13 protein-coding genes are annotated in these 13,771 nt (G+C 63.1%); 7 read left to right on the top strand and 6 right to left on the bottom strand.

The window, feature by feature from the left end; all coding sequences use genetic code 11:
• Positions 1 to 2 precede the first annotated feature (2 nt).
• Together OIK40_RS01665 and OIK40_RS01660 are read right to left on the bottom strand one after the other, a co-directional pair.
• The gene (locus tag OIK40_RS01665) at positions 3 to 560 is read right to left on the bottom strand and encodes a hypothetical protein (protein ID WP_273675644.1); all 558 of its coding nucleotides are present in this window, start codon (positions 558 to 560) and stop codon (positions 3 to 5) included.
• A gap of 14 nt (positions 561 to 574) precedes the next feature.
• Entirely contained in the window at positions 575 to 1,732 is a 1,158-nt protein-coding gene (locus OIK40_RS01660) for a bifunctional 2-C-methyl-D-erythritol 4-phosphate cytidylyltransferase/2-C-methyl-D-erythritol 2,4-cyclodiphosphate synthase (protein WP_273675641.1), read from the bottom strand.
• A 79-nt stretch (positions 1,733 to 1,811) separates the two neighbouring features.
• On the opposite strand from OIK40_RS01660, the gene dusB reads away from it, so the two are divergent.
• The 7 genes from dusB to hflX all read left to right on the top strand — a co-directional run bounded on the left by dusB (position 1,812) and on the right by hflX (position 11,205).
• Positions 1,812 to 2,828, top strand: coding sequence for a tRNA dihydrouridine synthase DusB (gene dusB, locus OIK40_RS01655; RefSeq protein ID WP_273675640.1), 1,017 nt, complete (start codon positions 1,812 to 1,814; stop codon positions 2,826 to 2,828).
• 3 nt (positions 2,829 to 2,831) lie between these two features.
• The gene (locus OIK40_RS01650) at positions 2,832 to 3,953 is read left to right on the top strand and encodes a two-component system sensor histidine kinase NtrB (RefSeq protein WP_273675638.1); all 1,122 of its coding nucleotides are present in this window, start codon (positions 2,832 to 2,834) and stop codon (positions 3,951 to 3,953) included.
• 5 nt (positions 3,954 to 3,958) lie between these two features.
• A complete protein-coding gene (locus OIK40_RS01645; protein ID WP_273675636.1) occupies positions 3,959 to 5,407 on the top strand; it encodes a sigma-54-dependent transcriptional regulator in 1,449 nt (482 codons plus the stop codon).
• A gap of 69 nt (positions 5,408 to 5,476) precedes the next feature.
• Entirely contained in the window at positions 5,477 to 7,708 is a 2,232-nt protein-coding gene (locus OIK40_RS01640; protein ID WP_273675634.1) for a sensor histidine kinase, read from the top strand.
• A gap of 46 nt (positions 7,709 to 7,754) precedes the next feature.
• Positions 7,755 to 9,143, top strand: coding sequence for a nitrogen assimilation response regulator NtrX (ntrX, locus tag OIK40_RS01635; protein ID WP_273675632.1), 1,389 nt, complete (start codon positions 7,755 to 7,757; stop codon positions 9,141 to 9,143).
• Positions 9,144 to 9,298: 155 nt separating this feature from the next.
• Entirely contained in the window at positions 9,299 to 9,883 is a 585-nt protein-coding gene (gene hfq, locus OIK40_RS01630) for an RNA chaperone Hfq (RefSeq protein ID WP_273675630.1), read from the top strand.
• A 50-nt stretch (positions 9,884 to 9,933) separates the two neighbouring features.
• A complete protein-coding gene (hflX, locus tag OIK40_RS01625; protein ID WP_273675629.1) occupies positions 9,934 to 11,205 on the top strand; it encodes a GTPase HflX in 1,272 nt (423 codons plus the stop codon).
• A gap of 10 nt (positions 11,206 to 11,215) precedes the next feature.
• On the opposite strand, the gene mazG is transcribed toward hflX, so the two are convergent.
• From mazG to OIK40_RS01605, 4 genes are read right to left on the bottom strand one after another with little or no spacing between them, the layout of a single operon-like run.
• Positions 11,216 to 11,983 (bottom strand): nucleoside triphosphate pyrophosphohydrolase, encoded by a 768-nt coding sequence (gene mazG / locus OIK40_RS01620; RefSeq protein WP_273675628.1) that lies wholly within the window; start codon positions 11,981 to 11,983, stop codon positions 11,216 to 11,218.
• A 32-nt stretch (positions 11,984 to 12,015) separates the two neighbouring features.
• Positions 12,016 to 12,219 carry a hypothetical protein gene (locus OIK40_RS01615; RefSeq protein ID WP_273675626.1) on the bottom strand — a complete coding sequence of 68 codons (204 nt, stop codon included), beginning with the start codon at positions 12,217 to 12,219 and terminating at the stop codon, positions 12,016 to 12,018.
• Positions 12,216 to 12,998, bottom strand: a complete 783-nt coding sequence (locus tag OIK40_RS01610; protein ID WP_273675625.1) for an MBL fold metallo-hydrolase — start codon at positions 12,996 to 12,998, stop codon at positions 12,216 to 12,218. The genes OIK40_RS01615 and OIK40_RS01610 overlap by 4 nt, the downstream gene beginning before the upstream one ends.
• On the bottom strand, positions 12,995 to 13,771 hold the full coding sequence (locus OIK40_RS01605; RefSeq protein ID WP_273675623.1) for a TatD family hydrolase: 777 nt from the start codon (positions 13,769 to 13,771) through the stop codon (positions 12,995 to 12,997). The genes OIK40_RS01610 and OIK40_RS01605 overlap by 4 nt, the downstream gene beginning before the upstream one ends.

The raw sequence follows: 13,771 nt of genomic DNA, 5'->3' as shown, positions 1-13,771 counted from the left end.
GTCTACTTCCTGCTCGCCTGCTGCGGTGCGGCGCAGATCGACGGGTTCTTCACATCCGCCAGCTCGAACACGAAACCCATCAGCCCGGCGACATTGTCGACCGGCAGCGGGCTGAGCAATTCCAGGCCGCGTTCGATCTTGCTGCAGCTGTCCGGCTTGATTTCCTGAGCGATCATCTGGCCGACCAGACCATCGACGAAGGGGCGCAGCGAATCTTCGGGCAGGGCAGCGATCATCGCCGTCATGTCGGTGTCCTTGCCCCCCTTCTCCGCATCGTTCTGCGCCATGAAGGTCTTGAGCAGGCGGAATGCGCCGGGCCAGGCGCTGTCCTGCCGCGCGCGGAAATTGTCGATAAAGGCCGCGCCGTCCTGCGCGATGAAACCGTCCGCCTTCAGCTGCTTGGAACAGGACCGGCTTACCGCGTCATAGGCAATCGGCATGGCATAAAGCACGGTATCGCCGATATCGGCGGCGGCAACGCAGGTCTGCTGCTGGGCCTGTGCGGTGTGCGCGGTGGCCAGTGCGACAAGTGCGAGGGCAGGGGCAACAAGCCTGGTCATGGGCAGAAATCCTCTCAAGCAAGAACAAGTGCGACGATGGCCTGCGCAGCGATCCCTTCGCCGCGGCCGGTGAAACCCAGTCTTTCCGTGGTGGTTGCCTTGATGCTGACGGCGCTTTCGTCAAGGCCGGTCAGCCGCGCCACCTCGGCGCGCATGGCAGTGCGGTGCGGGCCGATTTTGGGTGCCTCGCAGATCAGGGTAAGGTCGATATTGGCAATCGCGTAGCCTGCCTTGCGGGCGAGGCCGACGGCATGTTCGAGGAACCGCCCCGAACGCGCGCCGCGCCATTGCGGGTCGCTGGGCGGAAAGTGCGTACCGATATCGCCGTCGCCGATCGCACCCAGCACCGCATCGGTAATAGCGTGCAGCGCCACGTCGGCGTCCGAGTGTCCGGAAAGGCCCTTGTCATGCGGGATCTGTACCCCGCACAACCAAAGCTCCTCGCCCGCCTCCAGCCGGTGGACGTCAAAGCCCTGTCCGACGCGGAAAGGGGGCATGGTTGAGGTTGTCACGAAATCCTCCGCAAAGGTGATTTTCTTCAGTCGTTCGTCACCATCGACCAGCGCTACTGAACCTCCGCTTGCAACCAGCACCTGCGCATCGTCGCCTGCGTCAGTCGCGCCATGCCAGTCGCGGTGCGCGGCGAGGATTGCGGGAAAGCGGAAGGCCTGCGGGGTCTGGACCCGGCGCAAGGTTTCGCGGGTTGCCTTGCCCGCCATCGCCCCGTCCTCTCCCGCGACGGCCAGGCTGTCTACCACCGGTAGGACAGGAATCGCGCCGGGCAGGGTATCTAGCGCGGCAAGCAGGCGCGCGATGACGCCGCGCGGCAGATCGGGGCGGGCGGCATCGTGCAACAGCACCCGTTCGGGCGTATCATCCACCAGCGCCTCAAGCCCGTTGCGCACCGAATCCTGCCTGCTGATGCCGCCGGTGACGAAGCGGATGCCCGAAAGGCCCGCAAGCGCGGCCTTTGCATCGCGCCGCGCATCCGCTCCGATGACAACGACCAGCGGGTTTGCCCCGGCCGCAAGCAGGGCCTCGACCGAATGGCGCACCAGCGGACGACCGCGCCATTGCCTGAACTGCTTGGGCACATCACCACCGACGCGCAGGCCCTTGCCTGCGGCGACCACGATCGCGGAAAAAGCGGGAAGGGGGGGCTCGCTCGCCATGCGTAGCCGCGCTTAAGGTCTGGACGGGCTTTCGGCAATCCACTATGCGCCTGCCCAATAATTAGGCACACCCTCGCAAATGACCACGCTTCCCACTCCTCCGGCGCTAAAGCCGATTGCCGTCGGCCCCGTCACTGTGGCCGAACCGGTGGTGCTCGCGCCGATGACCGGGGTCACCGACATGCCTTTCCGCACGCTTGTGCGGCGCTATGGCTCGGGCCTCAACGTCACCGAGATGGTGGCGAGCGAGGCGGCGATCCGCGAAACCCGGGTGAGCACGCAGAAGACCGCGTGGGACCGGATCGAGGAACCCGTCTCGATGCAGCTGGTTGGCTGCGACCCGGCCAGCATGGCCGAGGCGGCGAGGATTCAGGAAGGCAATGGCGCCGCGATCATCGACATCAATTTCGGTTGTCCGGTGCGCAAGGTCGTCGGCCAGTTTGCAGGCTCCGCGCTGATGCGCGAGGTGCCGCTGGCGGTGCGGCTGATGGAAGCCACCGTGAAGGCGGTGAAGGTGCCGGTCACGGTAAAGATGCGCATGGGCTGGTGTCATGACAGCCTTAATGCCCCCGAACTCGCGCGTATCGCCGAGGATCTGGGCGTGCAGATGGTCACTGTCCACGGCCGCACCCGTAACCAGATGTACAAGGGGCATGCCGACTGGGCCTTCGTGCGCAAGGTGAAGGACGCGGTGAATATCCCCGTGATCGTGAACGGCGATATCTGCGGCGTCGAAGATGCTGCCAAGGCGCTTGAACAATCGGGCGCGGACGGGGTGATGATCGGGCGCGGTGCCTATGGCAAGCCGTGGCTGCTGGGGCAGGTGATGCACTGGTGGCGCACCGGAGAGGCGCTGGACGCGCCCGGAATGGCCGAACAATATGCGGTCGTGGTCGAACATTATCACCGCATGCTCGATCATTACGGGCGCGATACCGGGGTGAAGATGGCCCGTAAGCACCTGGGATGGTACACCAAGGGGCTGCATGGCTCGGCCGAATTCCGCAATCACGTCAATTTCATCGACGATGCCGATCAGGTGCTGGGCGAGATTGAGCGTTTCTACACGCCATTTCTGCTGAAGCAGGCAGCCTGAGCGGTGAACGCTTCGGGCAACGCGCAGGACGCCGCTGCAACGACTTTTTCCGGCGGCGACCCGGTGCCCGATCCCCGGGCACAGATTGCCGGTCTGATCTTCGCGATGCTGCTGATTGATGGCGACGGGCAGATTGTCGAAGTCAACCATGCCGCCGAAAGCCTACTGGGTACCAGCGCCAGCCGTCTGGTCGGAACGCCGCTGGTGGAACGCCTTGGTCCGATAAATGCGCGGGTCGAGGCGCGCCTGAGCCTCAATGACGAGGCGCTTGTTGCGCGTGATATGGCCATCGCCGTGGGTAACGGCGAACTACGCGTGAACATGACAGTCTCGCCGCTCGGCAGTTATCCGGGTTGGCGGGTCGTTACGCTTTCTGAAATCGGGCACGAGGATCCGGTGCACAAGCAGGGCGGCGATGCGATGTTGAGCGCGCCTGCGGTGCTGGCGCATGAAATCAAGAACCCGCTCGCCGCCATTCGCGGGGCCGGGCAACTGGTGGCCCGCAAGCTGCCCGATGCCGACAAGAAGCTTGCACGCATGATTACCGACGAAGTCGACCGGATCGCGCGGCTGATCGACCGAATGCAGCAACTCGGCAGCACCCGCACCGGACCGGTCGAGCCGTGCAATCCGCACGAGGCCATCCGCGCTGCCATCGCCACCATGCGCGCGGCCGGATCGGTGCACGGCGAAATCGAGATCCGCGAGGAATTCGATCCCTCGCTGCCGCCGGTTCTCGTCAATCGCGATGCTCTGGAGCAGGTGTTGATCAACCTTGTGTCGAATGCCCGCGATGCTGCGCTGGGTCAGGGGGATGATGCGGAAATCGTGGTTCAGACGCGCTTTGTCAGCGGACTTGCCTTCAGCGCCATTCGCAAAGGGCGTGCCGTGCCCTTGCCGATCGAGATCACTGTCAGCGACAATGGCCCGGGCATTGATCCGGCGTTGCGCGATCATGTGTTCGAACCATTCGTCTCGTCCAAACCTTCGGGACAGGGTCTGGGGCTACCGCTGGTGCGCAAGCTGGTAAGCGACATGAACGGGAATATCAGCCACGAACGCGATGCCCGCGCCGGACTAACCCATTTCCGCCTGCATCTGCCGCAGGCTGCACGCGAGAGCTGAGCACCATGCCCAACACCGTCCTGCTTGTCGAAGACGACATCGCGATCGCCACCGTGATCATCGCCGCGCTTGAGGACGAAGGCTTCGCCATCACCCATTGCACCGGCATCGCAGCGCGCGACCGGGCGCTGGCCGAGCGGCGCTTTGCCGTCATGCTGACCGACGTGATCCTTGAGGACGGCGACGGGCTGGCCAGTCTCGAAGCGGTAAAGGCCGGTGATCCCGCAATGCCGGTCATCGTGCTGTCGGCGCAGAACACGCTGGATACCGCAGTGCGGGCGAGCGAGAGCGATGCCTTCGAATATTTCCCCAAGCCATTCGATCTCGACGAACTGGTGCACGCGGTGCGGCAGGCGGCCGGTCAGCGCGCGGCAGCGGGTCAGGAAACGGACGACACCCCGGGGGAGGGTGAGGGGGAAAGCGAGGGTGCGCGCATGCCGCTGGTCGGGCGCAGCCCGGCGATGCAAGGCGTATACCGCATGATCACCCGAGTGCTGCGCAATGATCTGACGGTACTGATTACCGGCGAGAGCGGCACCGGCAAGGAACTGGTGGCCGAGGCGATTCACCAGCTTGGCAGCCGGCGCACCGGGCCGTTCGTCGCGGTGAACACCGCCGCGATCCCCGCAGACCTCGTCGAAAGCGAGCTTTTCGGGCACGAGAAGGGCGCGTTCACCGGTGCAATCGCGCAGGCGATCGGCAAGTTCGAACAGGCCAATGGTGGCACATTGTTCCTAGACGAGATCGGCGACATGCCGGCAGAGGCCCAGACCCGGCTGCTGCGCGCGCTGCAATCGGGGCGCATCCGGCGCGTCGGCGGACGGCAGGAAATTGCGGTGAATGTCCGCATCATCGCTGCAACCAACCGCGATCTGGCGCCGATGATTGCCGCGGGCACCTTCCGCGAGGATCTGTTCTACCGTCTTAATGTCGTACCGATCGAACTGCCGCCCTTGCGCGAGCGACGCGAGGATATCGGTGCGCTGGCGCAGCATTTCCTGGTGCTGGCCGCAGAGGACGGCCTGCCGCGGCGGTATCTTACCCCTGAAGCGATTGCCGGTCTTGAAACGCGCAATTGGCGCGGCAACGTCCGCGAACTGCGTAACGTCGTCTACCGGCTCGCGCTGATGGCCCGCGAGGAGCGGATCGACGTCGAAAGTCTGACCGATATCATCGGTGCGGATACTGCCCCGGGGATGGGCGCAGTGCGGGACGCCGAGGCTGGCTTCGGTTCCGCTCTGGCCGCTTGGCTGGCAAGCGAATCTCCGCCGCCGGGCATGCTCTATCACCGCGCGTTGGCAGCCTTCGAAAAGCCGCTGATCGAACACGCCCTTGGCCGGACCGGTGGCAACCAGCTGCGCGCAGCACAATTGCTCGGGATCAACCGCAACACGCTGCGCAAACGGATCGGCGAGCTGGGGCTGGAGCCTGATCGCTTTTCCCAAACGTCCTGACGCAATCGGGGCATAGTCGAAAGGTTTCGGCTTGCATATTTGCCACACCATTGTTGTAGAGTTGCAACGATGGATGCGCCCCTGCCTCGCGTGCTGAGCCTGTCGCAGCAGCAACCGCCGCGCTGGTGGCGCCGCTTCATCGTCGCCTCGCGCCGGGCGAATATATTCCTCTGGCTCGAGATCATTTCCGCACTGGCTCTGTTGGCGGCGGTCGGCGCGACTTGGCTGACCTATTCGCGCGCTACTGCGCCCGACGCCTTGCTGCCGACGATGCAGGTCTCTCTGCTCCTGATGGCAACGCTGGTTCCTGCGATGGCGCTGCTGGTGCTGATCGGTCGCCGGGTGGCGCTGCGCCGCGCCGCCGGGAGCACTGCGCGGCTGCATGTGCGGCTTGTGTTCTTCTTCTCGATGGTGGCCGCACTGCCGACCCTGCTGGTGGCGGGGTTTGCCGCTTTCCTTTTCCAGACCGGGGTCGATTTCTGGTTTTCCGACGATTCCCGCGGGCTGATGGAGAACGCCAACGCACTGGCGCAAAGCTATTACGAGGCCAACCAACGCGACGTGCAGCAGGAAACCGTCGCAATGGCGGGCGACATGCGGTTCATCCTCGAGCGGGTGCCTATCACCGACGAGGATTTTCCCGACCTTTATCTGTACCAGGCGCAGGCGCGCGAGATCACCGAGAGCGTCATTCTCCAACGGATGGATGACGACACCTTCCGCACTGCGGTGGCTCTTAATCTGGTCGAGGGTAACGACCCGGTGCCGTTCAGCGAAAAAGCGCTCAAGCGGCTCGACGATAATGAACTGGTCGTGGTCGAAGGGAGTGCCGAACGCATCGCCGCGATCGCACCGATCGACAGCAAGGCGGGTATCTATCTCTACAACGCCCGCACCACCGAAGAGACGATGTTCAATTCGTGGTCGAAGGCGCAGTCGATCGTCACCGCGTATGACCGGCTCACCGGCAGCGCCCGGATGCTGCAATTGCGGTTCAACATCGCGCTGGTCGCGGTCAGCCTTTTGCTGGTGGGCCTCGCGATCTGGTTCGCGTTGCGGTTTGCCGACCGGCAGGTGAAGCCGCTCACCGATCTGGTCGGCGCGGCGCGAAAGGTGGGGCAGGGCAACTTTGCGCTGCGGCTCGAAGGGCGTACCGGCGCGGACGAGATCGGTCTGCTCAACCGGGCGTTCAACCGCATGACGGCGCAGCTGGAAAAGCAGACCCAGGCACTGGTGAGCGCCAACCGCCAGATCGACGACCGTCGCGCCTTCATGGAAGCGGTGCTGGAATCCGTTACTGCCGGGGTGATTTCGGTCGATAACGACAGCCGCGTGATGCTGATGAATTCGTCGGCGCAGGCGCTGCTATCGGCGCCGGGACAGGAGGGGGAGGGCATGATCGGCCGCTCGCTCCAGGACCTCGCGCCCGAACTGTGCCGCATGATTACCGAAGGCAAGGAGCGCGCGATCGTCTCCCATGCCAAGGGCACCGAACTGCTGACGCTCGCCGTCAAGGTGGCGCCGGGCACCAGTGGTCACGTGATCACTTTCGAGGATATTACCCGCCAGCTGCTCGATCAGCGGCAGGCGGCATGGTCGGACGTTGCGCGCCGCATCGCGCACGAGATCAAGAACCCTCTCACCCCGATCCAACTGGCCACGGAACGCCTCAAGCGGCGCTACCGCACGCAGGTGGGCGACGAGGATCGCGAACTGTTCGATGAACTCACCAGCACCATCGTGCGCCAGGTGGGTGATCTTCGAAAGATGGTCGACGAATTTTCCTCCTTCGCGCGGCTACCCAAACCGGTGTTCCGCGACGAGGATGCGCTCGATCTGGTGCGTCAGGCCGTGTTTCTGCAGGAAGTCGCACATTCGGGCATCGCGTTTAGCGTATCTTCCATTGGCCTGCTCGAACGGGAGGTGCGCTGCGATCGGCACCAGTTCGGCCAGGCGATGACCAATGTGCTCAAGAACGCAGTGGAGGCGGTGGAGGCCCGTGCTGGCGAGGCACGCGGCGAATTTGCGGGCGAGATCGCCGTCACCATCAGCGACGCGGGTGAGGCGATCATGGTCACGATCGAGGATAATGGCATCGGCCTGCCCGCCGACCGCGAGCGGATCACCGAACCCTATGTCACCACACGCGAGAAAGGCACCGGGCTCGGCCTTGCCATCGTCAACAAGATTGTCGACGAACATGGCGGCGACATGAGCTTTGCCAGCACCCCCGGTGGGGGAACGCGTGTGACATTGCGCTTCGCGCGCAATCCCCAGCCGCTGGAGGGCATCCCGGCATGACGCCGTCCGCTTCCAACCCCCGAACCCCAGCCGAAGGAGCCCGCCCATGGCGCTCGAAATCCTGATCGTCGACGACGAACGCGATATCCGCGAGCTGGTCGCGGGCGTGCTTGGCGATGAAGGCTATGTCTGCCGCACCGCCGCCGATAGCACCGCGGCCTTGGCCGCGATCGACGAACGCCGCCCCAGCCTCGTGCTGCTCGACGTATGGCTCCACGGGAGCCAGATGGACGGTCTTGAACTGCTCGATGCGATCAAGGCGCGCGAGCCGGCTTTGCCGGTGATCATCTTTTCCGGACACGGCAATATCGACACCGCTGTCGCTGCCGTGGGTCGGGGGGCGATGGACTTCATCGAAAAGCCATTCGAGGCCGAGCGGTTGCTGCTGCTGGTTGAACGCGCGACCGAGACCGAAAGGTTGCGGCGCGAGAACAGCCGGTTGCGCGAAAGCAGCTGGAGCAGTGCGGAGTTCACCGGGAATTCGCCCACCATCAATGCCGTGCGTGCAACGCTAAAGCGGGTTGCCAATACCGGCAGCCGCGTGCTGATTTCGGGTCCTCCGGGGGCGGGCAAGGAAGTCGCTGCACGCCTGTTGCACGCGTGGAGCGGGCGTTCCGAAAGTGCCTTCGTGCTGGTCAATTCCGCACGGATCACGCCCGAACGCTTCGAACAGGAACTGTTCGGCGAGGAAGCCAACGGCAAGCAGGTGCGCCCGGGCCTTCTAGAACTGGCCGACGGCGGCACGCTTTACCTCGACGAAATCGCTGACATGCCGCTCTCGACTCAGGCGCGAATCCTACGGGTTCTGACTGACCAGAGCTTTGTCCGGGTCGGCGGCACAAGGCAGATCGGGGTGGACGTGCGCGTCGTATCCTCGACCACGCGCGATCTCACCGTGGAAATGGCCGAGAAGCGCTTCCGCGAGGACTTGTTCTACCGCCTCAACGTCGTGCCGGTGGCAATCCCCTCGCTCTCGCAGCGGCGCGAGGACATTCCTGCGCTGGCCGAACATTTCTTCACCCGCTATTCCAATGATCAGGGCCTTTCACCCCCCGAAATCTCGTCCGAGGCGATGGCGGCGCTACAGGCCTATGACTGGCCCGGAAATGTCCGCCAGTTGCGTAATGTGGTCGAGCGCACGATCATCATGACCCCGCGCGAGAAGCTGACCACGGTTGAGCCCGACATGCTTCCACCCGAAATCACCGGCGGCCAGATCGGCATGGCAGGCGACAATCTCTCGGCCATCATGGGGGTGCCGCTGCGCGAGGCCCGCGAAAGTTTCGAACGCGAATATCTGGCGATCCAGATCCGCCGGTTTTCGGGCAATATCTCGAAAACCGCCAGTTTTATCGGGATGGAACGATCGGCGCTGCACCGCAAGCTCAAGCTGCTCGGCATGGCCGACCGGCGCGATGACGGGGACAGCGAATAGGTCGTCGGTTCAGGCCGTAAGCGCATAGCAAATCAAGCCTTGTCGGGTGGCACGCCAATCGCCATTATATAGGCGGTGCCGGCGGCCATGTGACGCGTCCGGTCAGCCATATCTGCGGACCGCAAAACCGGCCGCCAAGAACAGGAGCCAAGACCATGTCCAGCGGGCGAACGCTCTCCCCCCGTCCGGTTGCGCGCAGTGCCGCGCCGGTCGAACAGCGCAGCGACGGCGGCGGTGCTGCCGGGCGGCAAGGCAATCTTCAGGATGCATTCCTAAACCTGCTGCGCAAGAACAAGATTCCGGTGACGATGTTCCTTGTGAAGGGCGTGAAGCTTCAGGGCATTGTCACGTGGTTTGACAATTTCTCGATCCTGCTCCGCCGCGACGGGCAATCGCAGCTTGTCTACAAGCACGCGATCTCGACGATCATGCCCGGGCAGTCGCTTGACCACATGCAATTCCAGAGCCGGGGCGGCGGCAAGAAGCAGAAACTGCTTCAGGACGTGTTCCTCAGCCGCGTTGCCGAAGCCGAGGTGCAGGTGACCATGTTCCTCGTGAACGGCGTGATGTTGCAGGGACGCATTGCTGCCTATGATCTGTTCTGCATGCTGCTGGAACGCGACGGCGCGGTGCAGTTGGCATACAAGCATGCCGTGTCCACCATCCAGCCCGCCGGGCCGGTCGATCTCAGCGTCGGTGACGATGATGACGATTATGACGACGACGGGGCCGAAGACTGAGCTTCGATAGCGAATTCGACGACGAGGTTACACGCGGCGCGCGGGCGCTGGTGCTGTGTCCGGATATCCGGGCGCTGCGTTACGATCTCGATGCGTCCGAGCGCCTGGCCGAAGCCGAAGGGCTCGCACTCGCGATCGGGGTGGTTGTTGCCCATTCCGCGATCCTTCCCGTGCGCCAGATGCAGCCGAACACCCTGTTCGGATCGGGTCAGGTCGAAAATATCGCCGTCTGGTGCGAACAATACGCGGCCGAATTGGTGATCGTGGACGGCGCGCTGACCCCGATCCAGCAGCGCAATCTCGAAGACCGGCTGAAGCGCAAGGTGATCGACCGCACCGGTCTAATTCTGGAAATTTTCGGCGAACGTGCGGCAACAGCCGAGGGGCGCCTGCAGGTCGAACTGGCGCATCTCGATTACCAGCAAAGCCGTTTGGTGCGCAGCTGGACCCACCTCGAACGCCAGCGCGGCGGCTTCGGCTTTCTCGGCGGTCCGGGCGAAACCCAGATCGAAGCCGACCGCCGGATGATCCGTCAGCGCATGGGTCGCTTGCGGCGAGAGCTTGAACAGGTGCGCAAAACCCGCGCCTTGCATCGCGAACGGCGGGGAAGGGCACCCTGGCCGGTCATCGCGCTGGTGGGCTACACCAATGCGGGCAAATCGACGCTGTTCAACCGCCTTACCGGCGCGGAAGTTATGGCGGAGGATTTGCTGTTCGCCACGCTCGATCCCACCATGCGGGCGATCCGTCTGCCGGGGGTGGAAAAGGCGATCCTTTCGGACACGGTGGGCTTCATTTCCGATCTGCCGACCCAGCTTGTGGCTGCATTTCGTGCGACGCTCGAAGAAGTCACGGGGGCCGATGTCATCTGCCACGTTCGCGACATGGCGAATCCAAGCCATGCGGCGCAGAAGAAGCAGGTGCTGGACGTGCTCGGCGATCTCGGCGTGGTCGACAAGGATACCGGCGAAAGCAGTATTCCGATTCTCGAAGTCTGGAACAAGTGCGACCTTTTGGACGCTGAATCGCTTGAGGAATTGCACGATGCGGCGGAAGGACACGATGCGGTGATCGTGTCGGCGGCGACGGGTGAGGGCGTGGCATGGCTGGAAGATCGGCTTTCCACCTTGCTCACCGGTGCCGCACGCGAAGTCAGCTTTGTGCTGCCGCTCAGCGACGGGCGACGCATGGCATGGCTGCACGCGCATGGCGACGTGGTGGCGGAGGAGGATGCCGGAGAAGGAGAGGCAGGCCCGATGCGCCGCGTCACTGTCCGCCTCAACCCCAAGGAACTGGGCCAGTTTTCCACGCTAGGCAATTGATTAAAAACGGTTACTCGGCCGATTTTACCTGCTGCCATAATTCTTCCTGCGCATCGAGAGACAGCGATGGAAACGCGCCATCGGCCAGATCTTCCATTGCGCGAAAGCGGCGTTCGAACTTGGCATTGGCGGCGCGCAAGGCATCCTCGGCGCTGATCCCGTGCGCGCGGACAAAATTGACGACGGCGAACAGCAGATCGCCCGCTTCCTCGAATTTTTCCTGATCGGAAGTTGCGACCTTAAGTTCCTCCATTTCCTCGGCAATTTTAGCTTCGGAACCGGAAGGATCGGGCCAGTCGAAGCCCGTTCGCGCGGCGCGTTTCTGAAGCTTCTGCGCGCGCATCAGGGCCGGAAGCGCCAATGCCACACCGTCGAGCGCGCTGGTCACACCCTTGGCTGCGCGTTCGTTTGCCTTGAGATTTTCCCAGCGCGCCTCGTCCATGGTTCCGCCAGCGTTGGCGAAGATATGCGGATGGCGGGTTTCCATCTTTTCGTTGATCGCGTTGGCAACGTCGGCGAAGGCGAAATATCCGGCTTCTTCGGCCATGCGGGCGTGGAAGACGACCTGGAGCAACAGATCGCCAAGTTCGTCGCGAAGGTCGGCGATGTCATTGCGGTTGATCGCGTCTGCGACTTCGTAGGCTTCTTCGATGGTGTAAGGCGCGATGCTCGCGAAGTCTTGCGCGAGATCCCATTCACAACCGGCTTTGGGATCGCGCAGGCGGGCCATGATGTCGAGCAACCGGTTGATAGGGGACGTATGGGGCGCTTTGCTCATGCCTGACCTTTGAATGGATAATATATATTATGTTAAATGGAAGATGTTGACCCGGCGGCATCCCGAACCGTCAGGTACCACTCCACCAGAACATAAAGACCACCGAAAATGGCCGCCCAGACAAGCGCCATCTTTGCAACCTGGCTCCACTTCAAACGGTGTGAAGCCAGCGCTGCACCAACGACAATCAGCCAGCCGATGCTGGCAATCACAGGCATGATCAATTCAGGGGTCATGCGACAACCACCAGACCATCGAACCCGACAGTTACGAAATCGGGCACTTCGCAACAGAGCGCCCGGTAATCCATGCTCTTGTCGAGATGGCTCAGCACGACGCGCCCCGCGCCGCACCGCTCGCCAAGTTCAATGGCCATGGCGAGATTTGCATGCGTGGGATGAGGTTCACGGCGTAGGCAATCGGACACAAGAATATCGACGCCGTCGAACAGTTCGATCATCTCATCAGAAATCGCACTGAAATCGGTCGCATAGCCGATCGATTTGCCATCTGCTTCGAAGCGGTATGCAGTGGTTTCGCCGGTTCCATGCGCCATCTGGCACCATTCGACGCCGAAACCGGCGATCATGCGCAGCCGGTCAAGCGTGTCGATGGTGCAGATTGTCGGATAGCCGTCCTGTCCTGCAAAGACGTAGCCGAACCGCTGCCGCAGCCGCCGGACGGTTTCAGTCGAAGCAAACCCCGGGATCGGCCCGGCGCGCCCGTAACGCAATACGCGCAAATCATCGATGCCATGGCAGTGATCGGCATGATCATGCGTCCAGAACACCGCATCGATGCCGTCGATCCGGTTCGCCAGTAACTGAGCGCGGCAATCCGACGAGGTATCGACCAGCAGCCTGCGGCCGTCATCGCTTTCGACCAGAATCGACACCCGCGTGCGGCGGTTGCGCGGTTCTTCCGGATCGCAGTCGCCCCAGTCGCCCGCGCCATCGGGCCCGCCCAGCCGTGGCACCCCGGTCGAGGTGCCCGAACCGAGCATCACTACTTTCACAGGGCGGCTTTCTTGAAAAGGTTGAAGAAATTCGCAGTGGTCACGGCTGTCATTCGTTCCATATCTGTTCCGCGCAAACCTGCGACAAAAGCGGCAGTGTCGGCGACATAGGCCGGTTCGCACACCCTGCCCCGATGCGGTACCGGAGCGAGGAAGGGGCTATCTGTCTCGACCAGCAGCCGGTCTTCAGGAATGATCTTCGCGACCTCCTGCAAGTCTTTGGCATTCTTGAAAGTCACAATGCCCGACAACGAGATCGTCAGCCCCAGCGCCAGCACCTTTTCGGCAAAGTTGGCCGAGGCGGTGAAACAGTGGATCAGCGCGGGATACGCCCCCTTCTCCATCTCCGCAGCGAGGATTGCGAAGGTATCCTCCTCAGCATCGCGGGTATGGATGATAAGCGGCAGCTGCGTCTCGCGCGCGACATCGATGTGCATGCGGAACAGAGACTTCTGCGCCTCCCTGTCCGACTTGTCGTAATAGTAGTCGAGCCCGGTCTCGCCGATCGCGATGACGCGCGGGTGCCGTGTCGCTTCGAGCAGCGCGGCACGGCCGAGGTCCTGATGCGCATCGGCTTCGTGTGGGTGGATACCGACGCTGGCGAAGACATCCGGCTCACGCGCGGCGGTGCCGACCACCTGATCCCATTCGCTCTGGCGGGTCGAGATATTGAGGAAAGCCCCTACTCCGGCCTCTCGCGCCCGCTCAAGCACGCCCTCGCGATCTTCGACGAGGCCCTTATATTCCAGGTGGCAATGGCTATCGACCAGCAT

Source organism: Erythrobacter fulvus, from assembly GCF_028595285.1.
Classification (GTDB): domain Bacteria; phylum Pseudomonadota; class Alphaproteobacteria; order Sphingomonadales; family Sphingomonadaceae; genus Erythrobacter; species Erythrobacter fulvus.
This window is presented reverse-complemented; position numbering and strand designations above follow the sequence as displayed.